We start from the raw sequence: 26,952 nt of genomic DNA, 5'->3' as shown, positions 1-26,952 counted from the left end.
TCGCGGATCGAAAGGATGCTGCTTCCCGTCGTACGGACCCGCTACTCGGGAAGCGTTCTCCCTTTATATTTTCCGGTTTGGTTGATTTTGACTTTGACCTCGATCTTATTTAAAGTATCCTCTTTCAACACCAAACGGTTTCCTTCGTTTAAGCGATGCCAAGCCTCAGGATCGTTCCTATAAATTTCTCCGAACAAATTGAGCAGGTCCGTCTGGGTGGCAAGACCTTTCCGATACGACGATTCGATTTCGGCCCGAACCGCTTGCGCGGCTTGTTCTTCCATCTCCTTGATGGAAACGTTTTCTGTCATCTCTTCAACGGCTGCACGAACCTTTATGGATACATTAAATCGGACTTTATCTTGTTCGATCAACGGCTGTATCCGATGGCGGGGTTTAGATAATACTAACGCACCCGCCGGATTTTCGTTATCGGGAATATTAACGAAGACGCGTCTCGATCTTTTATTAAACCATCTCACGCCTTTGAGATCGTCTTCGGAAAACCACCCCGTCAATCGATGTTCGTGCATGGCGAACGCGCCGTCTATTTGAAACATGGCTTTCTCCTTTTTATCTTCCTGCCATGCTTGTTTCGTGATGGAGATCGTCGGAAGGATGATCGTTCTTCCCTTTTCGTTTAATTCCGCAATGTTCTTGTAGCCGTATTGAGGCTCAATCGAGGATCTCTGCTCATAGGTTTCCTCGGGCGTATCCATGATCGTATCCAGCGGAGACAAATAAAGCAGCGATTTTTGCGACAAAATTTCGGAGAAGTCTTCTTTCGTACCGAACAGCAAAATATTGTATCGGACTTCATGGTAGCGATTTATCGCATCATAGGCTTGTCTGAGCGCTTTTTTGTTTTTCAATAGCGCTTCCGAGCAGACGATCGCTTTGATATGCCCCCAGTATAATTTGATTTGCGATGTCGCGTAGAGCGAAGATAAAGCTTCATTAGCCGTCTTCCCCTCTCCCTTGCCAATCCATGCCGGCACGTTTTTGCCGATCTCGAATTTATCGCTCCTCGCCACGTTCAAAAAATTAAGGACCTGTACGTACGCCATAAAACGCCCATCCTTATAATCAAGCCCAAGAGCCGTAACATAAGCCAAATTTTGAATGGTTTTGGAATCCCAGCAGCCTGACGCCGCTAATAGCACGGCCAGAACGATAGCCAATTTAAGGATTGCTTTCATGCGGCTCTTCCCCTTGCTTATCGGAATCTAAGGTGTTCAGGTCGGCAGGTCTTCTTCTGTATTGTCTCCAAGGAAGCCGAAAAATGGATCCTGCCATCTCTTTGAACACCGGCGGCGACAGCGGGGACATGTAAGGAACGCCAAAGGAGCTTAGCTTGCACAGATATCCGATAAACAGCACAAAACTAATAATTAACCCGAACATCCCCAATGCGGAAGCAATGAAAAAAAACGCAAATCGAAGTATGCTGACGGCTCCGCTTAAATTTTGGCTGACCAAAGTTGCGCCCGTCACGGATACAATGGCCCCGACAATGATGACGCTTGGGGAAACGAACCCGGCCCTGATGGCCGCATCCCCGATAATCAACCCGCCTACGACGGTCAATGTCTGGCCGAAGGCACTTGGGAGGCGAAGGCCCGCTTCTCTAAAAATCTCCAGCAGCAACAGTAAAATCAACATTTCGATTTGACCGGAGAACGGCAGGCCGAAGCGCGCCGTGGCAATGGTTGCCATCAGTCGAAACGGAATCTGATCCGGGTGAAACGAAGTGAGCGCTACCCAAATGCCCGGCAATAAGACGGATATGAGAAAACTGAGTGTGCGAATCAAACGGGCAAACGAAATATATTGAAACCCGAAATAGATATCTTCAGGCGATTTCAGCAAAAGCAAAAAGGTCCCCGGCCCGATCAGAACCATTGGATTGCCGTCCACGATAATGACGAATCTTCCGTTCAGCAAGCTGGTGACCGCCTTGTCCGGACGGCCGGTATAATCGAATAAAGGCATCAGGGTGTACGGCTTATCGGCAATGTTCTGCTCGAGTTGATTGATGCTTTGAAGTCCGTCGACATCGATCTTATTCAGTCTTGTTCGAACCTCGTTCAGCACGTCGGGAGAAATAATATCGCCAACATAGAACAAGCCTACCTTCGTTCTTGTTCTTCTCCCGAGCGTAAACGTTTCATAACAGAGGGATTGGCTGCGAATACGTTTTCGAACCAAGGCCGCGTTAACGACGATATCTTCCACGAATCCGTCTTTTGGACCGTTGATGGAAATTTCCGTGCTCGATTCCTCTGGCGTACGGTCCGGACGGCGGGCGATGTCCATTTTCAATAAAAGGTTCGTCTGCGAGAATAGCAGAAGAAGATCGCCTTGAAAGACCGATTCGGATAGTCGTTCGGGCGAGGTATCGGCTTCAACCGCTATTAATGGCAACGGAACGGTAATCGAATCCGATTGCAAGCCGCCTCCCCTTTGATGCCGGTACATGCTTTCAAGCCCGGGAAGAATAACTTTCGCGATCTGCGAGGAATCGCACAACCCTCCGCTATAGACAAGAATAACTTCATCGGCGCTTTCTCCAAATCGATATTCCTGTATTTCAACGTCCGCTGAATGGAGAAACAGCGCCTTGATTTTCTGCTTGTTCCAGCCTTCTGCCGGCCGAGTCGTCTCCATCATGCGGCTTCCTCCTTGAACTTCTTGGAAAATAACGAGATCGATAGGCAAACGATCGATACGGACAAAGCCGCAGCAAAGGATATAGGCAAATAAAAGCGATACACCCATAAATAAAGCGTATATTTCTCAAAGGGGAGCATGGATATGGCGATATAGCTGATTGTAACGAAAAGGTTGAACCGGAAGCGTTGTCTCGCATTTGCAAAAGGCAGCAGTTCCCCAAGTAAAAATTGCGCAAAGGCGCCGCGAATAATCGCGCCGGACTCCCACTGGAATACGGATAAAAAATCGACATGTTCGATATCGCTGCCTAATTTGACGAGGCGCCATTGTTCATACGGAGATTCGGACTGCTTGGCCGCTTCTATAGGCCCGAATTCGGTCACGGCTCCAATAACGGGGCCGACTGCGATATACACCATAAGCACGGCAAAAATGGCGATTTTCCACACCTGAACGCCGGGCTTCAGACGATGTTGGACGGCCATGATCATCAGCAGTTCAACAAATCCGCCTCCGGCATAAAGCATGCCATGCAGCACAGGCTGCCATCCATGCTCCATAATCGGCTTTAAAAGCGTAAAATCCTTCTGCGGGGTATTCGAGAAGGATACAAAAAAACCAAGAGCAACCACAACGGGAAGCAAGATGCCCGAACTGATGGCAATCGTCCGTATGCCTGATGCGGCATAAAAGAAACAGGCTAAAGATAAAACGATGACTAATGCGAATTTTGGCGTACCCGGCAAGTAATTGACATTTGTCCAGATCGAGGTGTGCAGGATCGTCAACAATCCGATCAAATACAATTGCAAGCAGATCGGAATGACGATCATCCACGATACGACGAGGTTGGTCTTGCCGGCTAACCAAGGCTGCAGCTTCTGCTGACCCGATCTCTTCATGAACAAAACAAGCAGAGCGCACCAAGGAAGATACAACAAACCCGCCAATAAAACCGAGATCCAGGCGTCTCTTCCGGCCGCATCGAGAAGCATCGGGTTGATGATGACATGACTCATAAGCCCATTCATAAGCATAAAAATCATGCAGACTTGAAAAAAACTAATTTTGCCGACTAATTTATCCATGATCATCCATCCGAACCGATTATTATGAAACGTGTATATTGTTCCATGCGAAACGCGATTTATGCGCCGTTTAAACAGAAAAAACACCCTTCTCGTTTGGGATCACGGCAGCGTCGAGCAGCCATGCAAACAAAGAAAGGTGCCTTATCATAACGGCATAACCATTAACTATCCGAGCAGGAAACCGAAATCATTGTCCCAGAGACGCAGTGCGGCTGAGCCAATCCTGGAAACGTTTCGAAGCGATGCGAACGGGTCTATCGCCGATCGGAACGAGAGATTGATCATTCACCTTAACGGATCCGAAGTAGAGCGCGCTCTCGTCCGTGACCACCTGGCTTGTGACTTGATTTGCGCTCAAAAATTGCCGGACGAGTTCGTCGAGACGAATCTGGTCCGGACCGGCTACGTCGACAATGCCATTCACCGGCTCCCCGAGCGCGAAATCGGCCAACGCGGCTGCAACGTCATCCGATACGATAGGCTGCGTAAGCGCGGAAGGCAAACGGATGGTTTCCCCTTCCGTAGCCACTAAAGCGATGCTCCCGACGAATTCGAAGAACTGCGTCGCCCGGACGATCGAATAGGGAACTTCGGAAGACTTGACGAGGTTTTCTTGGGCCATCTTCGCGCGGAAATAACCGCTCTCGAGAAGACGATCGGTGCCGACGATCGACAGGGCAACGTGATGGTTTACTCCGGCATCGGCTTCCGCGGCGAGGAGATTGCGAGTGGACGTCTCGAAAAACTCCAATACCGCCTTGTCCTCGTACGACGGCGAGTTCGTTACGTCGACGACGATTTGAGCGCCGCTAAGCGCCTCGGCCAGCCCTTCGCCGGTAATGGTGTTGACGCCTGACGACGGCGATGCCGCCACAACCTCATGGCCATGCTGACGAAGCTTGTTCACGAGTTTTGTTCCAATAAGTCCGCTGCCGCCAATAACGACAATCTTCATTGTTGTCGAACCTCCCAGAAAGAAAGCCCCTGGAAGGGGCTTCTCTTCTATTTCTAGATAAGAAAGAACAGCCATGGCTCTTGTTATTAAAACTTACGCGCTAATTCGCGAGCTTGTTGAACGGCTTTTTCTTTAATGGCCGGCGCTTGATCCGGCTGTGCTGCGGCACCTTCTATAAAGATGCCTTCGAATGAAGGAATGCCCAAAAATTTCATAATCATCGTCAAGTGACGATGACCGATTTCAAAGTCCGCAAACGGACCCCCTTGAGCGTAAAAGTTGCCGCTTGCTTGAATATGCACGGCCTTTTTGTCGCCAAGCAGCCCGACAGGGCCTTTATCCGCAACATATTTAAAGGTTTTCCCCGCGACGCATATCGAATCAATGTATGCTTTCATAACCGGCGGGAATGAGAAATTCCACATCGGATTGACGAATACATATTTATCCGCCGCAACGAATTGGTCTACCAGTTCGCCCAGACGGCTTACTTTCTCTATTTCTTCCGCATTCAGCTGCTCAAAACCGGTACCGGAACGCAATTTCCCCCATCCGCTTAATACATCCGCATCAATTTGCGGAATGTTTAGCCGATAGAGATCAAGATGCAGCACTTCGTCGTTAGGGTTAGCTTCCCGATAGGCCTCGATAAATTCTTTTCCGACGGATAGACTGTAAGAGTTCTGTTGGTCTAGCGGATGAGCTGTAATATACAAGACGGTTGCCATTCTGGTTACTCTCCTTTTAGTTTTTTTCGCCGTGAGTTAAAACGGAATATAAATTCCGTATTACAACGATCATTATAGTTCACGCCGGACAACGCTGTCAACAAAACGGAATTTCAATTCCTTTTTTCATCAAAATTTGAGGTTGTTCCCTCAGCCGTTTATTGGTATATAATGAAGAGGAATTCAGATTCCGAATCATGTCGAGGAGAACCGATGGAGAATATACTTAAGGGCTCGGATTTATCCATTCCAAGCAAACGGAAAGACGCCAATAAAAATACCGAAAAGGTGTTGAAGGCAGCTTATAAAGTGTTCGCCGACAAAGGATACGATGCCACGATCGAGGAAATAGCCGCCGAAGCGGGCGTTGGCGTAGGAACCGTGCATCGGCGCTTCTCCAACAAAACCGTATTGGCTCTGGCGGTCATTACCGACGTTTTCTCGAAAATAAAAGACGATCAATTAGCGTTAATCCGAACACCGATGCCCGTTGATCAAAAAATCCGGCTATTGTTTGAAAAATTTTCGATTTCCCATATCCAAAACGGAAAAATTCACGCTCTTGCCCTTCAATTAGCCACTGCCGGCGAGCTGGGCGAAGAGATGCGGAACTCCTTTTTATTTGGGCTGGACGGCGGTTTGAAAGAGGTTATCGTACAAGGTCAACAGGAAGGGAAATTTAGAGACGGCGACCCGAAATTGTTGGAAACGCTTATTATCAACATGATCAATCCGAACCTTGTCATGAAATTAAAAGAACTTCTTCCGGCCGATCAAATTGCGCGGCATGTTTCGGACATGATCTTATTTGGTCTGATGAAGAAATAGCGGCAATTGCAAGGCAGGCCATACCTGCGCAACGACAAAAAAGCCGGAGTTCGCACGGGCAGGCATCCCTGTGTCCGAATCCGGCTTTTTCCTATTGCGGGCCTGGCTCTATACCGCCGGCGCGCCCTTCTTCAGCGACTTCATTTCGCCGGTCGTGTTGACGAGCACGGGTAGCATTCTCTCGCCGCTGACCATCGGAGTATGGCAGACCAGGCAGGTCGGGACATGATCGAACGCGAAGTTATCCCTCATCCAGCTGTTGCAGCCCTCCGACTCGCATGTCCAAATCTTCGTGTTCTCTTCCGGTATTTCCTCGATCGGTTTTTTACGATTGTACATGGTCAGCCTCCTTCGCATGAAAAAGGAAAAACTGCCACAAACTTGTCGGTAAGGGGCAGTCTTTCTTTTATGGTCAGCAGTGAACGGTGACGTCTTGCTTCAACTTTGCAATTAATATTAGCGTACCACAATTCACCCTAATTATGCAAATTTTCGGATGCCTTTCCGTCCCTGCCAAGGTCGTCTCCGCAGTAATAGGCAAACAGCTGCTCGACCGGCTTGAAGTACAGATGGCCGTCCTCCCACGGCTGAAAGTGAAGGTCCATCCGGGCATCCTGCCAATCGGCCGGCGTGCCGGACGTGTTCAGCTTGCCGGGCAGCGCCGGCTCCTCGACGACCGCCGGGAACTCCTGATAGCCGAACAGCAAATTTTCGTGCATGGCGATGACTTCGTATTTCGGCCCGTGGAAGGCTCTCTCCTCCTGGAGCTGGTAGTGGAAATAAATGTAGCTGGCCGCCATCTCCGGCTTCAAATGCGCGACCCGCCCTACGCGCCGCTCCACCTCCCCCTTGCGGAGCCAATGCTCGCGGCTCGCCGGCTCGTTGAAGTGAAAGACGTCGATCATCGGAATCCAGCTCCGCTTCTCCTCGCGACCCGGCCACTTCTCCAAATACGGTTCCATCCCCGGCAGCACCGCCTCCGGCGCGATCGGCCGATGCACGCATTCGGCATACAGAAATACGTTGCGCCGCCACTTAAAGCAGCCGACCGTCATCAGCTCTCCCTGCCGCACGAGCGCAAGCGCCGCCGGCTCCCTCTTCGCGGCTGCCGAGCCTTCCCGCTCCATGCCCGCCTTCAGTTGTCCCCTCGCGATTACCCGATACATGCCATTCCACGCTCCGCTCGTTTGATTCGTATATTTGCCGTCGCCCCGACGCCGATCGCTTGCTGACGATGTTTTTTTCAATTATAGGGCATTCTATAGATCGAAACCATGCTTAAGTTCAACGCAGAGGGAGGCATTACGATGGAGAGCACGCGGGAGTTCGTCGAGAAGGTTCGCGACACGCAGCGCAAGGCGGAGAGGAACAAAAGAAGCAACGGGCAAGGATCGCCGATGAATCAACTGGCCAACAAGCAGCACAGCACCAACAAGTAGAAGCAAACCCCCGGCAGCAAGAAGCTTCCGGGGGTTTGCTATGAACAGCGGTCAAACCGAGTATTGATGCGGATCATATTCGATGCGGGAAGCCGCGACGATCGTCAGCTCCGATCGGTCCGGGTCGTATTCGACCGGACCTTCGCCCACGTAATACCACGTTTTCAGCGTCGGCCGATCGTCGAATTCCTTGAACACGAACACGTTCAGCTCGGTCCTGTGGGCCAGCAGCTCCTCGACCCGATCGCTCCAAGGCACCTTCGCCGTAAATTTCCAGCCATCTCCGAACGGGTCGACCGTATATGCCACATTCTGTTTGGCCGAATCAAGGAAAGCCCGGCCGCCTACCGCGTGCTTAACTAGAAACGTTTGCTTCATGGTATCCTCCCCATAGGTTGCGAATGCATACAGGCAGCGATCGATTTTGCCCAAAACTTTACGAGTCGCCGCCTTAGGGCTGCGCCGGCATGTCGACGAGCATCAGAAAAGCATCCGGGCCGGCGACGAGCTCAAGCTCGCCCGACCGCTCGATTTGGGCCGTGTCGCCCTCCCCCAGAGAAACCCCGTTCGCGCGGAGGCTGCCTTCGATCGCAAAAAGAAACAGCTTGCGGTCCGGATCGGTTACGTGAACGATCCGCTCTCCCTGCCCGAGCCTGCTCAAATAGATCGTCAAGTCTTGGCCGATCCATGCGACCCGCTCCGACGCCTGCGCCGACACGACGGGCAGCAGCACGTTATGCAGCTTGCCGACGTCGAAGCTGCTCGCTTCGTAAGAAGGCGCGGTCCCGCGCTCCTTCGGCATGAACCACAGCTGCAGGAGGCGCAGCTCCTCTTCGTCCGACGCGTTGAACTCCGTATGAATGACGCCGCTGCCCGCCGACATGCGCTGCACCTCGCCGAACGAGGAGACGACGTTGTTGCCCAAGCTGTCCTCATGCCGGATTCGGCCGTTCAATACGATCGACACAATCTCCATGTCGCTGTGCGGATGCGCGCCGAAGCCCCGGCCCGGGGCCAAGTAATCGTCGTTGCATACGCGCATGACGCCGAAGCCGGTCCGGTTCGGATCGTAATAGTCGCCGAACGAGTAGCTCGGAAAGCTGCGCAGCCAGCCGAGATCCGCAGAATGCCGCTCAGCCGCGGGAAAGACGTTGATCATCAATGACTCCTCCAAATAACGGTTAATTTACTTACTTATTTATAGCAAGTTTCCGGCTGTTTCGCAACCGTTCGTTAGAGGGATAGCTTGGGCCCAATCGGCCATCAGGCGCCATTCCGTCGTCAGCTGCCCGGCTTCAGCCGTTTGTCCGCTTCGCTCGCCACCCACTCCAGCAGCTTCAAGTCCTGACCGCGCCCCGCGATGAAGGACAGCCCGATCGGATAACCCCGCTCGCCGGCGAGCGGCACGGTAACCTGCGGCAAGCCGGCCAAGCCGGCCACGCAGCACATTTGCATCGTCTGCATCCGCCTGCGCTCCAGCTCCTCTCCCGACTGGCCGAGCAGCGGCGCGATGCCCGGCACGGTCGGCACGGCCAGCACGGTACGGCGGTCAAGCAGAAGCTCCATTCTCGCCTTCGCCTCGTCCCGCTTCGCGGACGCTTCGCCCAGCTGCTCCCCCTTGACGGTCGCCGCCCAAGCGAACCGCTCCGCGATGCCCGGACCGAACGCCGGCCGCTCCCGCGCAATCCAATCGCCGTGCTCCCTCCAAATCTCGCAAGCCTGAAGCAGCCGGAACGCATTCGCCCACTCGCCGAGCCCTTCCGGCGCGAGCACGGTCCGCTCCGCCCGATCCGTCGACGCAAGCAGTCTTGGCATCGCCGCCATAAGCGCTTCCTTCGAATGGTCGTCGGCGAGGTCCCATACGTCGCTCGCAACCGCGATTCGGGTGAAAGGACCGTCGTCCGCACCTTCCCGCTGCCCTTCCCGCCGCCCGTCCAGCAGCACCCGGCCGACCTCCAGCAGCGTCCGCGCGTCGCCGGCCATCCAGCCGACCGTGTCGAAGCTCGGCGCAAGCGGGATCAAGCCGGCGGCATCGACCGCGCCATGCGTCGGGCGAATGCCGTAAACGCCGCAATAGGCCGAAGGCACGCGAATCGAGCCGCCCGTATCGGTGCCGATCGCGAAATCCGCGAGCCCGGCCGCCGCGGCAACCGCCGAGCCGCTGGACGAGCCGCCGGGAATCCTTCCGGGCGCTTTCGGATTGACCGGCGTGCCGTAATGGGCATTCTCGCCGTTCAAGCTGTACATCAGCTCATCGGTCATCGTCGCGCCCCGAAGCCGGGCGCCGCTATGAAGCAGCCGGTCGATGACGGCCGCATTCCGCTCCGCCGGCTTGTGCGTGCGCAGCCAATCCGGATTGCCCGCGCCGGACGCGTGGCCGGCCACGGCGAACACGTCCTTCACCGCGAACGTCCTTCCGTTCAGCATGCCGCTGCCCGTCGGCTCGGCGGTCAGCTCCTTCTTCGCATAAGCGTTCCAATCCTTCTCCATACTCATCCTCTCCTACTGCTCCCTTCCATATAAGCTCTCCTTACCAGCCAATTGCCGCCCCATCGCAGCGCGGATCCGAACCGCCCTGCAGGAAGCCCTGCTCATCCCGCACGATCGCGTGGGCATGCCCCATGATGCCGTCGAAATCGTTCACCTTCCGCACCCGATGCCCGGCCCGCGCGAGCGATGCCAGCACCTCCGCCGGCACGCGGCCTTCCACCTTCAGCTCCTGCGTCGGCTCCCCCCATGTACGCCCCCATACCCATCTTGGCTCGTTGATCGCTTGCTGAGGGTCCATGCCGTAGTCGACGATGCGGGTAAAAACAGCCGTCTGCGTCTGCGGCTGCCCTTCGCCTCCCTGCGTGCCGTACAGAACGGCGGGCTTGCCGTCCCTGCAAGCCATTGCCGGCATCAGCGTATGGAACGTCCGCTTGGCCGGCTGCAGGCTGTTCACGTGGCCCGGGTCCAGCGAGAAGAAGGAGCCGCGGTTTTGCAGCAGCACGCCCGTCCGGCCGGCGACGACGCCGGAGCCGAATTCGAAATAGAGGCTTTGGATGAACGATACCGCATTGCCTTCCTCGTCGACCGCCGCCGCGTAGGCGGTATCGCTGCCGAGCGCCTCCGATTCCGCGGGCAACGCCCGGTCAAGCGCGATTGAAGCCGCCAGCTTGGCCGCGTAGCTTTTGTCCAGCAGCCGCTCCAGCGGCACGCCGGAGAAGGCGGGGTCCGTCAAGTACCGGTTCCGGTCGCGGAAGCTCAGCTTCAGCGCTTCCACGCACAGCTGATAATAATCGTGGGAGCCATGCCCGATTCCGCCTAGCGGAAAGTGCTCCAGGATATGAAGCGCCATAATGCCGGCAAAGCCTTGCGAGTTCGGCGGCATCTGATACAGCTCGTAGCCCCTGTAGGAGCCGACGACCGGTTCGACCCAATCGCCAACGTGATCGGCGAAATCGTCGGCCGTCAGCAGCCCGTCCCGCAGCCCGAGGCAGTCCGTAATCTCCTTCGCGATTTCCCCTTTATAGAAATCGTCCCGCCCGTATTGCGCGAGCCTGCGCAGCGTCCCGGCAAGCGCCCGCTGCCGGAAGCGCGCGCCCGGCTTCGCCGCCCGCCCCCCGGGCAAGTAGATGTCCGCCGTATCGAGCGTGCGGGCCAGCATCGCTTCATGCCGCGCCGTATTGGCGTATTGATCCTTCGACATCGGGAAGCCGTTCTCCGCATACTCGATCGCCGGAGCGAGCACCTGTCCCCATGGCAGCCGTCCGTATGCCCGGTGCACCGCGTCCCAGCCGTCGACCATGCCGGGCACCGTCACGACGCTGCCCGCTCCCCGAGTCGGGATCGCAGCCAGGCCCGCATACGCGCCGATGCTCGCTTTGCAGCCGGAGCGCCCGCTCGCGTTGTACCCGCGAACCTTCCCTTCCGCGCGATGATAGCCGAGCCAGAAGGAATCGCCGCCGAGACCGGTCATATGCGGATAGACGACGGCGAGGCAAGCGCTGACCGCGACCGCCGCGTCGAAGGCGTTGCCTCCCCGCTCCAGTATCCGCGCTCCGGCCGCCGTGGCCAGGTAATGCGGGCTGGCGATCATGGCCTTCGAACCGATGACGGACTGATTCACTGCCATCCCTCCATTTTCTTATGATAGATTCCCTGACATAATCGATGATATTTAAAAAATACCACCCTCGCGGATGTTAAGCAACAAAAATGTAATCATTCTTCCCGTTTTGTATTGATAACGAATGTTCTTGTATATATATTTATACATACGGTTATAAAAACGCGATATTACCAGACAACTCGTAACTCGTAATATCCAATCCATAATGGAGTTGATTCGCTATGCCTCAAAATCCGAACAACGAAGCGGTCGTCATCGACATTGACGAGATCGACCGGAAAATCATCGCCGAGCTGAACGCGAACGGCAGAATATCTTACACCGACTTGGCCAAACAAATCGGTCTGTCGCGCGTGGCGGTCCAATCCCGGATTAACGCGCTCATGGACGCCGGGGTGATCGAGCGGTTCGCCGCCGTCATCAATCCCGAGAAGATCGGCATTCGCGTGTCCGCCTTCTTCAACGTCGAGGTGGAGCCGAAGTATCTGCACGCCGTCGCCGACCGGCTGTCGGCCGAGCCCTTCGTCACGAGCCTCTACCATATGACGGGTCCGAGCAAGCTGCATATGCACGGGCTGTTCCGCGACAACCGGGAGATGGAAAATTTTTTGAAGGAAACGCTGTACACGCTGCCCGGCATTACGAGCGTCGACTGCCAGGTGCTCATTAACCGTTACAAAAGCCGCATGGGCATGAGGCTGTAGGCGATGGCGGGCATTCGCTTGCATAACCGCCTCTTGCAGCTGGCGTGGGCCATGATGAAGACGGGCGTGATCGGCTACGGGGGAGGCCCCTCCGTCATCCCGCTTATCCGGTACGAAGCCGTTACCCAGTACAAATGGATGGAGGACGAGGAGTTCGGCGAAATATTGGCGCTCGCCAACGCCCTCCCGGGTCCGATCGCGACCAAGATGGCCGCTTACATCGGCTACCGCGAGAGGGGGACGCTTGGAGCCGTCGTATCCGTTCTGGCGCATATCGTTCCTTCGGGGCTCGCCATGATCCTGCTGCTGTCCTTCGTTCAATATTTAAGCGGCGCGGCCTTCATCCAAGGGATGATCGGCGCCGTCGCGCCGGTCATCGCGGTCATGCTCGGCATGATGGCCTACGAATTCGGGGAACGGGCGGTCAAAGGGCTCGGCCTCTACGCCGGCATCGCCCTATTCGCGGTCGCGTTCGGACTGCTGCAGGGCGTTGCCGTTCATCCGGCCGTCGTCGTTCTATTATTTCTCGGGTACGGGGCGTTTCATCTGCGCGCCGTCGCCGCTCTCAATCGAAGAAAGCAGCGGAAACGGCAGCAAGACGCAGAGCAAAAGGGGGGCGTAACGCGTGGAATGGATTGACCTGCTTAACCTGATCATCGGCTTTTTCATCGCGAACGCGCTCGGGTACGGCGGCGGCCCCGCCTCCATTCCGCTCATGTACCGCGAGATCGTGACGAACCACGGGTGGACGACGCCGGCCGACTTCTCGAACCTGCTCGCGCTCGGCAACGCGCTCCCCGGTCCGATCGCCACGAAGATCGCGGCCTTCGTCGGCTACGACGTCGGCGGCTGGTTCGGCTCCGCGCTCGCCCTGGCGGCCACGATCGTGCCTTCGGCCGTCGCGCTGATCCTGCTGCTGAAGCTGCTCCGGCGCCACCGCCAATCGCCCGCCGTCAAAGGGATGACGCTGCTCGTGCAGCCCGTCGTCGCCGTTATGATGCTGCTGCTGACGTGGCAGATGGCCGAAAGCTCGATCGCTTCGATCGGCGTCCTGCAATCGCTCGTCATCGCGGCTGTCGCCTTCTGGGCGATGCAGTTCCGCAAAATCCATCCGGCCGTCGTCATTGTCGCCGCCTTCGCTTACGGCGGCCTCGTCATTCCGCATCTGAACGGGTAACGATAACAGAAAGAAAGGGGTACCGAAAATGGACTTATCCGCTCTTGAATTAATGGAACGCCATGCGGAAGCGATGTTTACGCAGGATAGCCGCAAGAGGCTTCTGGGCATTAACGAGCCTTGGCCCGGCAGCCCTCCCGCCCCCCGTTTTTTCCTGGGACGGACGATTGACGGCGAAGCCGTCTGCCGGTTTCGGCACGACGTCCCCGATCCGCTCGCGGAACGGATTGCGGCGCTGTGCGCGGACGAGGCGGCCGTCTCCGATTTCCGGACGATGCCGATGCGCGCCGATGCTTACATGGAGCTCCTGCAAGGGGAGCGATCCACGCTGGGGCCTTGTTTTCTCGTTCCTGCAGCGGGGACCGAACCGCCCTCGCATGCGGTCCGCCTCGCGCGTGCCGATTCCGGTCTGCTGCGCGGCGGCTTCGAATGGCTGATCGATGAAATCGACTACGCGCAGCCGTGCGTCGCGATCGTGAAGGACGGCCGCGCCGTCTCGGTCTGCCGCAGCGTCCGCGTCTCGCCCCGGGCGCACGAAGCGGGGCTCGAGACGCTCGAAGCCTATCGCGGCCGCGGTTACGCCGCCGCTGCGGCAGCCGGCTGGGCCGCGGCGGTTCGCTCGACGGGCGGCGTCCCGCTCTACAGCACGGCCTCGGACAATCTCGCCTCCCAAAGCGTAGCCCGCAAGTTAGGTCTGGCCTTCTACGGACTCAACTTCACCGTTTATTGAAGGCTTCGTCCAATCTCCCCGACCACGCCTTCTTCAGCTGCCGGACGCCCGCTTCCATCTCCCCCTCGCGAAGTCCGGCAAATCCGAGATAAATCCGGACCTCTCCGGGATCGCCCCCGTTAATCGGGGACTGCGCCATGTCATAGACCCGAACCCCCGCCGCGGCGGCAAGCGCGAGCAGCTCCGCGGCGGTGCGGTCCGTTCGGACGGCCGCCTGGATATGGAGACCGGCGCTGTGCCCCGTAATTTCCACGCATCCGGCGAAATGCGCCTGCAACAGCTCGATGAGCTTCTGCTGCTTTTTGCGGTACATGTGGCGCATCTTCCGGATATGGCGGTACCAATGCCCCTGCTCGATAAAAGCCTGCATCGCCCACTGCTCGACGCGCGAAGGGCCGACGAGCAGATGCGGCATCGTTCCCAGCTTCTCCAGCAGCCCAATGGGCAGCACCATGTAATTGAGCCGCACGGCCGGCGTGAACGCCTTCGAGAAGGTGCCAATGTATGCGACCCTCCCCTGTTCGTCGAGGCTTTGCAAGGAAGGAATCGGCTTGCCGATGTAACGGAATTCGCCGTTGTAATCGTCCTCGACGATGTAGCCGCCGCGCTCGTTCGCCCACCTGAGCAAATATTCCCGCTCCGCGTACGGCATGACGCTTCCCGTCGGAAATTGATGCGACGGCGTGACATAGACGACCTCCGCCTCGCTTGCGAGCAGCCCCTCGACCGAGAGTCCCCTTTCATGGACGGGAATCGGAACGACCCGGAACCCGCTGCCCGCGAAATGGTCCCGCACCGGCGCAAAGCCGGGCTCCTCCACCGCCACGCAGCGCTTATCGGTGAGCAGCTTCGTCAGCAGGCCGATGCTGTACGAGATGCCCGAGCCGATGACGAGCTGCTCCGGCGCGCACGCAACGCCCCGGGCTTGCAACAAATAGTCGGCGAGCACGGCGCGAAGACTCATCTCTCCCTGCGCGTCCCCGTACTGGCTAAGCCGGGCCGGCGACTGCTCCAGCGCCTCGCCCAGCATCTTCTTCCAGAGGCGCACCGGGAAAGCGTCCCGATCCACCGCGGTAGGGTTAAAATCGATGAAGCCGTCCGATGGAGGCGGCGTCCGGACCGACCGCGGCGGAGGCGCCTCGCGGCGGCGTTCCGGAAGAGGCCTTCGGGGAGCCGGCGGCCTTCCCGCGTTCGGATTAACCGCGTAGAGGCCCGAGCGGGGCTTGCTGACGACGTACCCTTCGGCGGCGAGCATCTGGTACGCCGTCTCGATCGGCGTTTTGCTGATGTTCAATTGATGCTGAAGCGTCCTGACCGAGGGCAGGCGCGTATCGTTCGCAATGACGCCGCTTCGGATATGCCCGCGAATTTGCCTGTAGAGCTGCAAATAAAGCGGATGATCGGATTGATCGGATAATAGGATGTCGAACATGGCCGGACCGCCCATCTGTCTTTAATTTTATTCGAAAACTGACCATTTCTCAGGGGTCAATTGTAGTATAGGATGGATGTAGCCTTTCATCAATCATCCTGCGGTCCCGCCTTTGCGGCTTCACCCGCGGCGGCCTCGCGAAAGAAGGAAAACTTTATGTCCCGTCAGCTATTCGCGGCATTGGTCCTGCTCAGCCTCATCTGGGGCGGCTCCTTTTACTTCATCAAAATTTTGCTGCACGACTTCGGCCCTTGGTCGATCGCGTTTCTCCGGTCCGCCTTCGGGCTCGCGACGATTACGCTGATCATGCTCGTCCTTCGCAAGCCGTTCGGCCTCCGGTCGATCCCGTGGCTGCCGATGGCGGTCATGGCTTCGATCCATACGGCCATTCCTTGGGCGATCATCGCCTTCAGCGAGACGAGGCTGACGAGCGGCATGGCGTCGGTGCTGAACGCGGCTGGACGAGAGCATTCCCATGCGGATGCTGCTCGGACTGGCCTTCATCCTCGGCGGCGTCTTCCTTGCCGACCGGGGGAGCCCGGGCAAGATTGCGCCGCGGCCCTCCGCGGCTGCGAGACGATGAACGAAGCAGCTTGACGATAAAGGGGGAAATAAGACGAAATGCTAACCAAAGAGGAAATACAAGCATATTTGGACCGAATCGGCATACCGGACATCCAGGCTCCCACGAAGGCGTATTTGTTCGAGCTGCATAAGGCACACGTGAGCGCGCTGTCCTGGCAGACAATCGATATATACGCGGGCCGTCCCGCTCCGATCGGCTTCCGCGAGTCGGTAAGGCTCCTATCGGAGGGCCGAAGCGGTTATTGCTTTCACCTGAACGGCGCGTTCAGCCTGCTGCTCCGCTCGCTCGGTTACAACGTTTCTCTGCACCGGGCAGGCGTGCAGCCGCTTGGCGAGGAGCCGCGGATCAACTCCTTCCATCTCGGCTTGACGGTCGATCTGGCGGAAGGCCCCGGTGCCCCGGAAGACAGATGGATCGCGGACGTCGGACTCGGCGACCTGCCCTTCGAGCCGCTTCCGCTCCGCTTCGGCGCCTACGAGCAGGGGGCGCTGGCCTATCAGCTCGTCCCGTCCGGCGTTGCGGCCGGCGGCTGGCGGCTGGAGCACGACCCGCGGGCTTCGTTCGCCGGCGTCGACTTCGACCCCGAGGTTTTGCCCGATTTGGAGGAGTTCCGGTCTAAGCACGCCTTCTATAGCCAATCGCCGGAATCGCCCTGGGTCGACCTGTTCCTGGTCCGGAACCGGCAGGCGGATGAGAGCAACGAAATACGGGGCTGCGTATGGAGCAAGCTCGACCGCCGCGGCAAGACGAAGACGGAGCTGACGACGAAGTCGCGGTGGCTCGAGGCGCTCGGGGATCTGTTCGGCGAGCGTCTCGTGCGCTACGACGCCATGGAGCGCGAAGAACTGTGGAAGAGAATATCGCGCGCCCACGAGGTGTGGAAGCGGTCCAAAACGGAAGGGGCGCTCCCTTAAAGCAGCATACTGCTTGAGGGACGCCCCTTCGGGGTCAACCGGGATATGCCGGTACGATATTGTTCGCTTGCCGTGGGGATTACAGGGCATGCCCGGGTCCTTTGACCGCGCGATCGCCATTCAATCTTCGTAATCGCGCTGTCGAGATCCGTTGCGAATGGTCACTTTCGCGCTTTCGCGTTCCGTTTCAAATAAGCGACGATCGAGCCCATCCCGAGCCCGTGGGACCCTTTGACCAGCACCGTGTCGCCCGGCTTTACCGTCCGGAGCAGCGCCCTCCCCAGCTGACTTTTGTCGGCAAAGCTTTTGATCCGGCTTGCGGCAAGCCCGGCGTTTCTAGCTCCCGCGGCAATCTGCTTCGCCGGCCCGCCGAGCGTGTACAGCAGTCTGACCGATTTCCCGGCGGCGTATTTCCCTGCCTCCAGATGCCCCTTCGACGAATGCTTGCCGAGCTCGAGCATCGTTCCGAGCACCGCTATTTTGCCGCCTGACCCGAGGCGCGCCAGCACGTCGAGCGCGGCTTTGACCGCATCGGGGTTGGAGCTGAACGTATCGTCGATGACGGTAACGCCTCCGCTCAGGCGAGCAACGCGAAGCCGTCTGTTCGGCCTGGCGTACGAACGGAGGCCGTCCTGCATTTGCCGCGGCGTAAATCCCATGCCATGGGCGATCGCGATGGCGAATAGGGCGTTGCACACATTATGTTCCCCGTACGCGGGTATCGAGAACGGATGTAACTTCCCGTCCAGCTTCACCTTGAAGCGCATGCCGTTCGCGCCGAATCTGACCCCGAAAGCTTGATAATCCGCTTTGTTCCGTATGCCCACGCGAATGATGCGGCCTTTGAATCCCTTCGTGCGGAGCAGACGTGAATGGGGATCGTCCGCATTCAGCAGAAGCGTGCCGGTCGGCTTCATGTAGCGGATCAGCTCCGACTTCGCTTTGGCCACCCCTTCCACGCGCCCGCCGAAATTCCCTACATGCGCCCGTCCTACGTTCGTGATGACCCCAATGGCCGGCTGCAAGTAAAGGCAATGCCTTCTGATGACGCCGTAGAACTGCATCCCGTACTCGACGACGACCGCTCTGTGGTAAGTACGGAGCTGGCGAACATATTTTCTTGTAAAGTTCGGCCCGTTCTGGTTATGGGGCGACTTGAACACCTTCCACCGTCTCCCCAGCACGGCGGCGATCATTTCCTTGGTCGTCGTCTTGCCGGCGCTTCCGGTTACCGCGATGACCGGCCCGTGACGTTTGGCTGCTTGATCCAATACGATGCCCTCCCGCTGCAATCTTCGATAAAATCCGCACCGTATATTATGCCGGACGGGCAAAGAAGGATTGAGCGGATTGCCTACAGCAGCCAACTTTTCGAACACCCGGCGCGGCCGTGCGTCATACGATGACCATAAGGCGGGATCGCCTGTTGCAACAGGAAAGGATACGATTACCTTGACGACGGAATTCAAGCTCGCCGCGGTGGGGGACATCTTGATGATGGGCTCCCTCATCGCGTCGGCCAAACGGCCGAACGAGGCCGAATACGATTTCGAACCGGTATTTCAACACGTCGCCCCCTTGCTCAAGCAAGCCGATCTCGTCATCGGCAATCTCGAGACGCCGCTCGCGGGACCGGAAGCCGACTATACGCGGCGTAATCCGCGCACGGGCTTTTTTACGCTCAACTGCCCGGACGAACTCGCCCCCGCTTTGAAAAAAACGGGATTTCACGTCCTGACGACGGCCAACAACCACGCCATGGACCGCGGCGCGAGCGGGCTGACCCGCACGCTGAAGGTGCTGGACGACAACGGCCTTAAGCATGTCGGCACCTACGCTTCCGATCCGGGGAGCGGCAACCAGCTGATCGTCGACGTCAAAGGCGTCAAGGTCGGCATCGTCAGCTACTCGAAGGGCACCAACAAAATTCCGCTGCCCGCCGGCTCTCCGTGGATGGTCGACGAAGTCACCCCCGCCACCTATAAGAAAACCGCCGACCACGTCCGCAGGCTGGCCCGCGAGGTCGACGTCGTCGTCGCATGCCTCCATATCGGAAGGGAATGCAAGCATACCCCGCTCAAACAGTCGCGGCGGCTGGTGAACCTGCTGCTCGCGAGCGGCGCGCACATTATTCTCGGCAACCATCCCCATGTCATCCAGCCGGCATTCGTGACCAAGGAAGGCCGCTTCGCCATCTATTCGCTCGGCAATTTCATCTCGACCCGCCTCTACCGCAATCCGGCTACCAACTGCGGCGTCATCGTCCAATTAACCGTCAGGAAGGAAGCGGACGGCAAGGTGAAGGTGACGGAAGCCGGCTACGTCCAAACCTGGTCCACGCGGCTCAAGACGGCCGGCGGCATCAAATACCGGATTTTGCCGATCCGCCAAACGCTGGCGAAGCCGCAGCCGGGCCAATCCGCAGCCGACCGCCTGCTGATGCGCCGAATCTGGAACCGCACGAGGCCGCTCTTGGCGGCCAAGAGTAGAAGCCGCCTGTGATGCGAACAAAAGGCCTTATCGCTGACGGCAATGCCGCCGCCGGTAATAGCACCCGCCCCAACCTGAAAATAGCGGCACGGGAAGATGCTCCCGTGCCGCTATTTTTTCAACCGAAATAGTGTGCCTGCGGGAAGGCGAGCATGACGATGTCACCACGTCCCGGCCGACATACTGGCAGACGGGCAGGCCGGCGTCCCGGAACGAGGTCAGCCGACTGTAACTGGCCAGCCTCATTGCGCCGTCCTGCCAGAGAGGCCTTCATCAGGTAGGGTTGGTTTATGAGGTAAGTTGGTTTATGAGGTGAGTTGGATTATGAGGTAAGTTGGTTTATGAGGTAAGTTGGTTTATGAGGTAAGTTGGTTTATGAGGTAAGTTGGTTTATGAGGTGAGGTTGGTTTATGAGGTGAGGTTGGTTTATGAGGTGAGTTGGATTATGCGGTGAGGTTGGATTATGCGGTGAGTTGGATTAGGAGTTACGGCAGTTTATGAGGCAGCCTCACTAATTAATGAGCCAAAACTCATTAACCAGGCTTGATTCGTGAGCCAATCGCGTTTTAGTGAGGCTAACCTCATTCCCCATGAGGCCAGCTTCACGGCGAGTGAAGCTAGCCTCACTATTGCGCCTATCACGCTCCGATACACGGACAAACAATGAGGTTTGCCTCACTAATTATGAGACAAACCTCATTGTGCAGCCCAGCCAGAGGAGCCCAGCCAATGGGGGGCAGCCGGGGGGGCGCAGCCAGAGGGGGCGCAGTCGGAGGGGCGCAGCCGGAGGGGCGCAGCCGGAGGAGCCCCGCCAGAGGAGCCCAGCCAATGGGGGGCAGCCGAAGGGGCGCAGCCGGCTACGGCCGGCTGCGCCTGGTCACGACCAACTACCACCGGTCGCATTCGGCCACTGCCGGCTAGGTCCGGTCGCGACCGCCTGCAACCGGCCCCGTCCGATAACAGCCGACCGCGCTCACCGGTCCCTGTGAATCATATACTCCAATAAGTGCTTCAAAAACGCGGGACGCCGCGGCATCTCCTTCCACGCCTCCATCGCGTCGCAATAGTGCCCCCATATCTCCATCTTCGCGCCTTCGATCCCAAGTACCGTCACGAACGTCGACGTGCCATTCTCGGCGTCCTGGCCGACAGGCTTTCCGATCAGAGTCTCGTCGCCTTCCGCGTCCAGCAAATCGTCCTTGATTTGAAAAGCAATCCCCGCATGATACGCGTAGGCTTTCAGCTGCGCGATTTCGCCCTCGCCGGCCTTGGCGAGTATGGCGGGCATGATCAGCGCGGCTTCGAACGCCTTACCGGTTTTGTAGAAGCAGATCGACTTCAACTGCTCCCGCGTCAGCGTTTTTCCTTTGGCGTCCAAGTCCATTCCTTGCCCCATGCACAGCTCCTCCGCCGTTCGGGCCGAATACCGCATCAGCTCGAGCACCGTGGCAGGGTTGAACTGGCCAAGCGACGCCTGCTCGTGAATCGCCTCCTGGATGAGGAATAGCCCCGTCAACTCCGCCGTGGCGCTGTCGTGCACATGGTGCAGCGTCGAACGTCCCCTGCGCGTGGACGCGTTATCCTGGGACGGCAAATCGTCGAAGATGAGCGATGCGGTATGCATATATTCCAGCGACCGCAGCAGCGGCGCGATCGCGGACGTCTCCAGTCCGTACTCTTCGACGCCCATGACCCACGCCAGGATGGGGCGCAGCCGCTTCCCGTTGCCGACGAGACTGTAATTGGCCGCTTCGATCAGCGTCTCCTTCATCGGCAATATGCCGTCCGGCTTCTCGATTCGCAGCATGCCGTCGATCTGATCGCGAGCCGTCCTGACGGTCTCGGCGAAACGTTCCTTCGCCTGCCGGTCCTCCTTCAAGCTGGCGGCCAGCTGGTCTCGAATGATTTTGTCAAAAAAATCAACGTCTTCCGCTTTTCGCGCAATGCGTTTGATCTGCCGGTGGAAGCCGCCCGGAGCGAAAATGCTCATGACGCGGCCATACTCCTCGTGGCCGAGCCGCGCTTTGCAGCGCTTCAGGCCGTTGATGGCCCGGTTCAATATAACGTCGCGGGTTTTGGCGTCGGAAGGATACACATGGCGGATCAGATGATGGATGACGGCCCAATACAGCTCGAAAGGATTGATCAAGTCCGGACGCCTCTCGCGGTAAGTCAAATAATACGTGTATGGCGTGACCGCCCCGTCCTTCAGATCGTCGGACATATCCGCGAAATCGTCGGCCAGCTGATTGTAGATGCCGTAGTAGAAGGTGCGGTCTTCAAAGCCATCGTCCGCGGGCGCGTCAATGACGGAACGGGCGATCAGGCGGGACGACGCGGATTTCAAAATAATCGGGACGTACAGCTCCTCGTTCGTATACGCCGCATGGGACAGCGTCTTGGCCCGATCCAATTCCTGCGCGTGGAAAAAAACGTAAGCCTGCTCGAAGAACCGGCGCCGCGTCTCCGGCCGCAAATGGCGCTCGATCGTCTCGAACGCTTCCCGCAGCTCCTTGTGCACGTAGGACATGAGCGTCCCGTTCGCGCCGGGCCATTCCGCCGCTTCCGGCACGAAGCCCGTTACAAGCGCGCTTCGGATAACGTTCGAATATTGCGCCTTCTCTTCCGCGGTCAATACCTGCGAGTCGAGCAGATCATCGATGAACGGATAGGTCAGGCCGTAGGCGTAACCGAGCCGGATCGCTTCATCCAGCCGGCCGGCGCGTATCGCGGGCGATTGTTCGCCTTCCAGCTCCTCGACCGCGTGCAGCACGACGCCTACGATGATTTTGATCAGCTTGCGCTGGGCATGCTCGGCGTTCATCCCTTCCGGAATATGGTCCGCAACCTGCCTCAGCTTGTCGACCGCCCAGATCGCCCCCGTCTCGACGCCTTCCTTCCGGGCCCACCGGTACAGCTCGACCATGCTTGCGAACTCGGGCGGTTCTCCCCGCTTCGCCTCGTCCAAATGGAGGAGGCGCTGCTTGACGCTTTCGGTTAAGCGGCGAATTCTAGCCTGCGTATCGGGCGAATCCATGTCCTTGCCCAGGTCTCTCATGTAAATATAGGAAATGCTGCGATCCAAGTAGTCATCCAGCTGCTCGGCATGCTTCAGCCGCTTGCTGTAGCGCTGATAATCCTTGACGCCGGCGCTGACCCGGCTTCGCGACAAGAAGGACAGCCACGAGCGCCGGCCGGTCCGGCTCTTTTTCCAATGCCCGATGTCTTCGGCCAGGTCGTGTTCGTACGATTTTCCTCTGACTTGCCCGTATAGCGACGCAAAATAACGTTCGGCCTTCTCCTCCGCCAGCCGGTAAGCGGTATTGGCATCTATGGTTTCTTTATTCATATGGTGTATTCCCTCAACTTCTTTTAATGTCTTGGCAGTAGGGCTCGATTCCTATTTTACTACGGGAAAGCGGGTTGCGGGTTACGAATTCGTCATAAAGGAGGCGGCGTGCCGAAAGGCTGGCGGGATCTCCGATCATTTTCGCGGCGAAGAGCACTTATTGATGATTCAGAAGCTGCCCAGCCAATCCGAATAACTCCCCATCTAAGCACAAATATTAATGAGATAGAGTTATTTTACTGGCGTTGCGAAGGAGATGAAGGGCCGATGGAATTTATTTTTTTCCTCCTTGTCAATGTGGGGATTACAATCGTTTTCTTTACAATCCGCAGGAAGCGGCTTCATCCGGTTGAGATTTTCCTCTACTGGTGTCTCAGTTCCCTCATCTTCCAGAATTATTCCGCGATCCAAACCATGAATATCAAAAGCTCAATCGTTCCGGATGAATGGAGTCCCGCATTCGCCCATCTGCTCAACCGAATCATGCTGTATCCCGTTATTTCGCTGCTGTTTCTCAACGGGTACTGCGCAATAAAAAGCAGAGGTACGAAAGTCATCTATTTTCTGGGTTGGGCGGCAGCGGCGACAAGCGTTGAATGGCTATCCAGTATAATGGGGGTATTCGTTCACGTCTGGTTAAAAATAGGGTGGTCTGCCGCATTCTGGTTGTTCCATAACGGTGCGTTGATTGGAGTTATGTACATGACCCGTTTAGCTTTATTCCGGAGGCGAATGTAACCGATGAATTTCAAGTTCGATGGAAACGAATGGTATGTCGTTATATGCTCCATCCTTTTCATGTCCTGCTTCCTTATGATTCGAAAGCATTTCAGGCCCCTGACGATCGTCTTTCTCTTGATATACAATGTAACTTTCATCGCGACGATCGATTATTCTTTAGCTGCGACTCCTTTTCGACTTTACGAATGTCTTGACAATGAAACCTACGAAATAATGGGGGCATACGCACACGTATTTTTATATACGCCCTTTGCGTTCTTTTTTTTATATTATTACGATAAATGGACGGTTCGCGGAATTAATCTTCTTCTATATCTTGCAGGGTGGACATGCGTAGCGATTTTTTATGAATGGCTTTCCCTGCAATTCGGCTTTTTGGATTATAGCCCGGGATGGAAATTGTATTGGTCTATTCCCACATATCCGATTTACGGCATGATCCTTATCGCGGTTTACCGCTTTCTCAATCGCTATCTGGGCAGTCACCCATTTCGCCAGAATGAATAACTTGAATGTAACCAACACTGAAATGGGGGATTCAGGTGTATGCCCATTACCCTTTCGTGACCAAATGCGAGAATGTCCCCGTCGAGTTTCCGCTGCAATTTCAGCCCGGCCAACCGGGATTGGAGTATCTGATGCATCCGCGACCGGTGTCGGAGCAGCCCGGCCGAACCGCTTCGGGAAAGCTCCAAAATAAAGCGGCTCTTATTACGGGAGGGGACAGCGGAATCGGACGCGCGATCGCGTATTTGTTTGCCCGTGAAGGCGCGGATATCGCGGCGGTGTATCTTAACGAGCACGCAGATGCAGCGGAAACGCAAGAAAGAATCCGGCAGCTGGGCCGCCGATGCCTAACAATCGCCGGGGATATTGGCAACGAGGAGTTTTGTCGGCAAGCCGTCCGGCTCACCTTATCCGAATTCGGAAAGATCGATATCTTGATCAATAACGCGGCAATCCTGTTTTATCAACCGGACATCACCCAAGTATCCGCCGATCAATTAGAGCGTACGTTTCGAACGAATATTTTCTCCTGCTTTTATTTTGTAAAAGCAGCGGTCCCCCACTTACGGCCGGGCAGCGTCATTATTAATACCAGCTCGATTGCATCCGATGAAGGATATGAAGGGTTCGCGGTTTATTCGGCAAGCAAAGGAGCGATCAACTCCTTATCCCGATCATTGGCGATTACCCTAATCAAACGAGGCATCCGGGTGAACGCGGTTGCGCCCGGCCGAACATGGACCCCCTTGATTGCCGCGACGTTTCCTCCCGAAATGTATAGGTTTCTCGGGACGTTCGCCCCCCCTGTACCGATAAGAAGAGCGGCCCAGCCGTTTGAAATTGCGCCGCTGTATTTATATTTGGCATCGGACGATTCCTCCTTCGTTATCGGTCAGACCATCCATGTTAACGGCGGAGAATATCTTGGATTATGATGAAGTAACCCAACAACAAAAAAAGACATCGCATCGATGTCTTTCAGACTGTCGAGAAAGTCTCGACAGTCTGAATCCACAACCTATTACGGTTGTGAATTACATTTTGTTGGCGAACCGTGGATCTGTAAATCCACCATTCGCCACTGCGTTATATTAGGTTACAACAAACTTAGCTGTTACATCCAAAGATCCCTGTGTATTAAACATGAAGGCCCATAATTAGGCAACGTCATATCAGTAACTACGGACTCGTAAATAAATTCAGCTACTTCTCTAGCTGGTTTAACTAATGGTTCATATCGACCTAACTTAGGCTCTAATTCATCAAGCAACGGCCAGTAATATTCTGTTGAAAGGGACTTCAAAGTATTTTCTAATGATAACAGTGTAAGATTAGAATCAGAACCAACATAAGAGACAAGAGTATTACATGCAGAAATAAATGCACGCACATTTCCTGTTACTGCTCTACCTAGCACCAAATTGAGTAACACCTGGATAAATAGTAGCTTTACATGAAATTGAATTAGACGATAAAGTACGGAATATATCAAAGAGCTCCTGAAGAGATGTTTCACGCCCGATATGTGCGGCATCATCAAAGAATAATACTATTCTTTTTTGCAGTCTAATCGAAAGATGAATAAGGGCTCTCTGTAAATCACCAATATCCGGCTCAGGATAAAATTCGATATCCTCCTCGTACTCCTCAGATAAATACTTTTTCACTGCCCAAAAACAATGCCACAAAAACTTCTACTGATGTGGATATAGTCGATGTCCCTGAGCAACGTCACATAATCATTTCTTTGAATTAAAATATTCCTTGTCTATACGCAATTGCTGTTTTAGTATCCGATTGAATAATCCTTTTCCGATTTCACCCGTTCCTTTTGATACCGCTGTTCGAAGCACTTCACCCTCGGGCAGCGTTTTTTCATAAATTTTATCCCGGCCATTCTGTCGCACCATAATCCACCCGTCACGCCTTAAGAAGTTTTCCAGATCACTCCAACTAGGCATGGAACATTTGTGCAACCGATTCGAGATCGTCTTCCAGAAGAACGCGCAAAACATAAGGGGCATGCTTATGACGGTTAGGTGTATTGTAGTATCGAGCGTAATTGTTCTCATAATCAATGGCATACTCCGTTAATTGGCGTGCCAGCTCCATCCTGAGATCATCCAATGTCGAACCGTCCGCAACAATATCCTCGATTTGCTCTATGGAACCCGCATATCGACCATCATCGTCTTGTTCAAATTCAAACGTTAATTCATAAATCGACAATAACTCTTTCATTTGCTGCTTGGAGAATGCCATAATGACGTCTCTGTTGCGTTTAATGGCTTGAGGCTTCTCTCTGACGATCGTATCAATGAATCCGCCGAAGTTTGCTCGTACATCCGTAGCGTTCAATACGGTTTGCATATTCACCCCTCCTCACCTCCATACTACCGCAATCTGTACAGAATGTACACTATGTAGTATATACATACAAAATCCGAAAGATACTGATGCAAAGAAAAAAGACATCGCATGATGTCTTTAATTG

The 26,952-nt window shown here is 56.0% G+C and carries 28 protein-coding genes and 1 pseudogene; 12 read left to right on the top strand and 17 right to left on the bottom strand.

Going from position 1 to position 26,952, the window contains the following annotated elements:
- Positions 1-41: 41 nt before the first annotated feature.
- The 5 genes from IDH41_RS06575 to IDH41_RS06555 all read right to left on the bottom strand — a co-directional run bounded on the left by IDH41_RS06575 (position 42) and on the right by IDH41_RS06555 (position 5,447).
- Positions 42-1,199: a Ger(x)C family spore germination protein gene (locus IDH41_RS06575; RefSeq protein ID WP_190859380.1), complete on the bottom strand. Its 1,158-nt coding sequence runs from the start codon at positions 1,197-1,199 to the stop codon at positions 42-44.
- The gene (locus IDH41_RS06570) at positions 1,183-2,778 is read right to left on the bottom strand and encodes a spore germination protein (RefSeq protein ID WP_223829496.1); all 1,596 of its coding nucleotides are present in this window, start codon (positions 2,776-2,778) and stop codon (positions 1,183-1,185) included. The genes IDH41_RS06575 and IDH41_RS06570 overlap by 17 nt, the downstream gene beginning before the upstream one ends.
- Complete coding sequence (locus tag IDH41_RS06565) at positions 2,667-3,761, bottom strand: endospore germination permease (protein ID WP_190859378.1); 1,095 nt, start codon at positions 3,759-3,761, stop codon at positions 2,667-2,669. Before IDH41_RS06565 ends, IDH41_RS06570 begins: the two co-directional genes overlap by 112 nt.
- Before the next feature lie 190 nt (positions 3,762-3,951).
- Positions 3,952-4,719, bottom strand: coding sequence for an SDR family oxidoreductase (locus IDH41_RS06560; RefSeq protein ID WP_190859376.1), 768 nt, complete (start codon positions 4,717-4,719; stop codon positions 3,952-3,954).
- An 86-nt stretch (positions 4,720-4,805) separates the two neighbouring features.
- Positions 4,806-5,447 (bottom strand): NAD(P)H-dependent oxidoreductase, encoded by a 642-nt coding sequence (locus IDH41_RS06555; protein ID WP_190859374.1) that lies wholly within the window; start codon positions 5,445-5,447, stop codon positions 4,806-4,808.
- A gap of 213 nt (positions 5,448-5,660) precedes the next feature.
- On the opposite strand from IDH41_RS06555, the gene IDH41_RS06550 reads away from it, so the two are divergent.
- Positions 5,661-6,275: a TetR/AcrR family transcriptional regulator gene (locus IDH41_RS06550; RefSeq protein ID WP_190859372.1), complete on the top strand. Its 615-nt coding sequence runs from the start codon at positions 5,661-5,663 to the stop codon at positions 6,273-6,275.
- Positions 6,276-6,383: 108 nt separating this feature from the next.
- Here the strand turns inward: IDH41_RS06550 and IDH41_RS06545 are convergent, their stop codons facing one another.
- Together IDH41_RS06545 and IDH41_RS06540 are read right to left on the bottom strand one after the other, a co-directional pair.
- The gene (locus IDH41_RS06545; protein WP_190859370.1) at positions 6,384-6,614 is read right to left on the bottom strand and encodes a cold-shock protein; all 231 of its coding nucleotides are present in this window, start codon (positions 6,612-6,614) and stop codon (positions 6,384-6,386) included.
- Positions 6,615-6,751: 137 nt separating this feature from the next.
- Complete coding sequence (locus tag IDH41_RS06540; protein ID WP_190859368.1) at positions 6,752-7,441, bottom strand: hypothetical protein; 690 nt, start codon at positions 7,439-7,441, stop codon at positions 6,752-6,754.
- A 141-nt stretch (positions 7,442-7,582) separates the two neighbouring features.
- On the opposite strand from IDH41_RS06540, the gene IDH41_RS06535 reads away from it, so the two are divergent.
- Entirely contained in the window at positions 7,583-7,714 is a 132-nt protein-coding gene (locus tag IDH41_RS06535; protein ID WP_190859366.1) for a DUF4023 family protein, read from the top strand.
- Between the two features lie 51 nt (positions 7,715-7,765).
- On the opposite strand, the gene IDH41_RS06530 is transcribed toward IDH41_RS06535, so the two are convergent.
- The 4 genes from IDH41_RS06530 to ggt form a co-directional block, all read right to left on the bottom strand.
- The gene (locus IDH41_RS06530) at positions 7,766-8,092 is read right to left on the bottom strand and encodes a hypothetical protein (RefSeq protein ID WP_190859364.1); all 327 of its coding nucleotides are present in this window, start codon (positions 8,090-8,092) and stop codon (positions 7,766-7,768) included.
- Positions 8,093-8,165: 73 nt separating this feature from the next.
- Positions 8,166-8,873, bottom strand: coding sequence for a pirin family protein (locus IDH41_RS06525; protein WP_190859362.1), 708 nt, complete (start codon positions 8,871-8,873; stop codon positions 8,166-8,168).
- A gap of 122 nt (positions 8,874-8,995) precedes the next feature.
- Entirely contained in the window at positions 8,996-10,204 is a 1,209-nt protein-coding gene (locus IDH41_RS06520) for an amidase (protein ID WP_190859360.1), read from the bottom strand.
- A gap of 40 nt (positions 10,205-10,244) precedes the next feature.
- Positions 10,245-11,831 carry a gamma-glutamyltransferase gene (ggt, locus tag IDH41_RS06515; RefSeq protein ID WP_190859358.1) on the bottom strand — a complete coding sequence of 529 codons (1,587 nt, stop codon included), beginning with the start codon at positions 11,829-11,831 and terminating at the stop codon, positions 10,245-10,247.
- 218 nt (positions 11,832-12,049) lie between these two features.
- Here ggt and IDH41_RS06510 point away from each other — a divergent pair, with 218 nt between their 5' ends.
- From IDH41_RS06510 to IDH41_RS06495, 4 genes are read left to right on the top strand one after another with little or no spacing between them, the layout of a single operon-like run.
- Positions 12,050-12,532 (top strand): Lrp/AsnC family transcriptional regulator, encoded by a 483-nt coding sequence (locus IDH41_RS06510; protein ID WP_190859356.1) that lies wholly within the window; start codon positions 12,050-12,052, stop codon positions 12,530-12,532.
- A gap of 3 nt (positions 12,533-12,535) precedes the next feature.
- Positions 12,536-13,171 (top strand): chromate transporter, encoded by a 636-nt coding sequence (locus IDH41_RS06505; RefSeq protein WP_190859355.1) that lies wholly within the window; start codon positions 12,536-12,538, stop codon positions 13,169-13,171.
- Positions 13,167-13,709: a chromate transporter gene (locus tag IDH41_RS06500; RefSeq protein WP_190859513.1), complete on the top strand. Its 543-nt coding sequence runs from the start codon at positions 13,167-13,169 to the stop codon at positions 13,707-13,709. Before IDH41_RS06505 ends, IDH41_RS06500 begins: the two co-directional genes overlap by 5 nt.
- 28 nt (positions 13,710-13,737) lie before the next feature.
- Positions 13,738-14,439 (top strand): GNAT family N-acetyltransferase, encoded by a 702-nt coding sequence (locus IDH41_RS06495; protein ID WP_223829495.1) that lies wholly within the window; start codon positions 13,738-13,740, stop codon positions 14,437-14,439.
- On the opposite strand, the gene pdxR is transcribed toward IDH41_RS06495, so the two are convergent.
- Entirely contained in the window at positions 14,426-15,871 is a 1,446-nt protein-coding gene (pdxR, locus tag IDH41_RS06490; RefSeq protein ID WP_190859353.1) for a MocR-like pyridoxine biosynthesis transcription factor PdxR, read from the bottom strand. The genes IDH41_RS06495 and pdxR overlap by 14 nt on opposite strands.
- Positions 15,872-16,027: 156 nt before the next feature.
- On the opposite strand from pdxR, the pseudogene IDH41_RS06485 reads away from it, so the two are divergent.
- Together IDH41_RS06485 and IDH41_RS06480 are read left to right on the top strand one after the other, a co-directional pair.
- A pseudogene (locus tag IDH41_RS06485) lies at positions 16,028-16,327 on the top strand (EamA family transporter); the annotation flags it as partial.
- Between the two features lie 165 nt (positions 16,328-16,492).
- Entirely contained in the window at positions 16,493-17,371 is an 879-nt protein-coding gene (locus IDH41_RS06480) for an arylamine N-acetyltransferase family protein (RefSeq protein ID WP_190859351.1), read from the top strand.
- Between the two features lie 161 nt (positions 17,372-17,532).
- On the opposite strand, the gene IDH41_RS06475 is transcribed toward IDH41_RS06480, so the two are convergent.
- On the bottom strand, positions 17,533-18,642 hold the full coding sequence (locus IDH41_RS06475; RefSeq protein WP_223829493.1) for a UDP-N-acetylmuramoyl-tripeptide--D-alanyl-D-alanine ligase: 1,110 nt from the start codon (positions 18,640-18,642) through the stop codon (positions 17,533-17,535).
- Between the two features lie 181 nt (positions 18,643-18,823).
- On the opposite strand from IDH41_RS06475, the gene IDH41_RS06470 reads away from it, so the two are divergent.
- Both IDH41_RS06470 and IDH41_RS06465 read left to right on the top strand, forming a co-directional pair.
- Positions 18,824-19,873, top strand: a complete 1,050-nt coding sequence (locus IDH41_RS06470; RefSeq protein ID WP_190859347.1) for a CapA family protein — start codon at positions 18,824-18,826, stop codon at positions 19,871-19,873.
- Positions 19,874-20,590: 717 nt separating this feature from the next.
- Positions 20,591-20,782: a hypothetical protein gene (locus tag IDH41_RS06465; RefSeq protein ID WP_190859345.1), complete on the top strand. Its 192-nt coding sequence runs from the start codon at positions 20,591-20,593 to the stop codon at positions 20,780-20,782.
- Between the two features lie 52 nt (positions 20,783-20,834).
- Here IDH41_RS06465 and IDH41_RS06460 read toward each other — a convergent pair whose 3' ends face one another.
- The gene (locus tag IDH41_RS06460; protein ID WP_190859344.1) at positions 20,835-23,210 is read right to left on the bottom strand and encodes a polyprenyl synthetase family protein; all 2,376 of its coding nucleotides are present in this window, start codon (positions 23,208-23,210) and stop codon (positions 20,835-20,837) included.
- Positions 23,211-23,318: 108 nt separating this feature from the next.
- Here IDH41_RS06460 and IDH41_RS06455 point away from each other — a divergent pair, with 108 nt between their 5' ends.
- Both IDH41_RS06455 and IDH41_RS06450 read left to right on the top strand, forming a co-directional pair.
- Positions 23,319-23,948 (top strand): hypothetical protein, encoded by a 630-nt coding sequence (locus IDH41_RS06455; RefSeq protein ID WP_190859342.1) that lies wholly within the window; start codon positions 23,319-23,321, stop codon positions 23,946-23,948.
- 641 nt (positions 23,949-24,589) lie between these two features.
- Positions 24,590-25,393 carry an SDR family oxidoreductase gene (locus tag IDH41_RS06450; RefSeq protein WP_223829492.1) on the top strand — a complete coding sequence of 268 codons (804 nt, stop codon included), beginning with the start codon at positions 24,590-24,592 and terminating at the stop codon, positions 25,391-25,393.
- A gap of 179 nt (positions 25,394-25,572) precedes the next feature.
- On the opposite strand, the gene IDH41_RS06445 is transcribed toward IDH41_RS06450, so the two are convergent.
- The 3 genes from IDH41_RS06445 to IDH41_RS06435 form a co-directional block, all read right to left on the bottom strand.
- The gene (locus tag IDH41_RS06445; RefSeq protein WP_190859338.1) at positions 25,573-25,878 is read right to left on the bottom strand and encodes a hypothetical protein; all 306 of its coding nucleotides are present in this window, start codon (positions 25,876-25,878) and stop codon (positions 25,573-25,575) included.
- Between the two features lie 319 nt (positions 25,879-26,197).
- Entirely contained in the window at positions 26,198-26,419 is a 222-nt protein-coding gene (locus IDH41_RS06440; RefSeq protein WP_190859337.1) for a type II toxin-antitoxin system HicA family toxin, read from the bottom strand.
- Positions 26,412-26,828, bottom strand: coding sequence for a hypothetical protein (locus IDH41_RS06435; protein ID WP_190859336.1), 417 nt, complete (start codon positions 26,826-26,828; stop codon positions 26,412-26,414). Before IDH41_RS06435 ends, IDH41_RS06440 begins: the two co-directional genes overlap by 8 nt.
- Between the last annotated feature and the right edge of the window lie 124 nt (positions 26,829-26,952).

The sequence above is a fragment of the Paenibacillus arenilitoris genome (assembly GCF_014705655.1).
GTDB lineage: Bacteria > Bacillota > Bacilli > Paenibacillales > Paenibacillaceae > Pristimantibacillus > Pristimantibacillus arenilitoris.
This window is presented reverse-complemented; position numbering and strand designations above follow the sequence as displayed.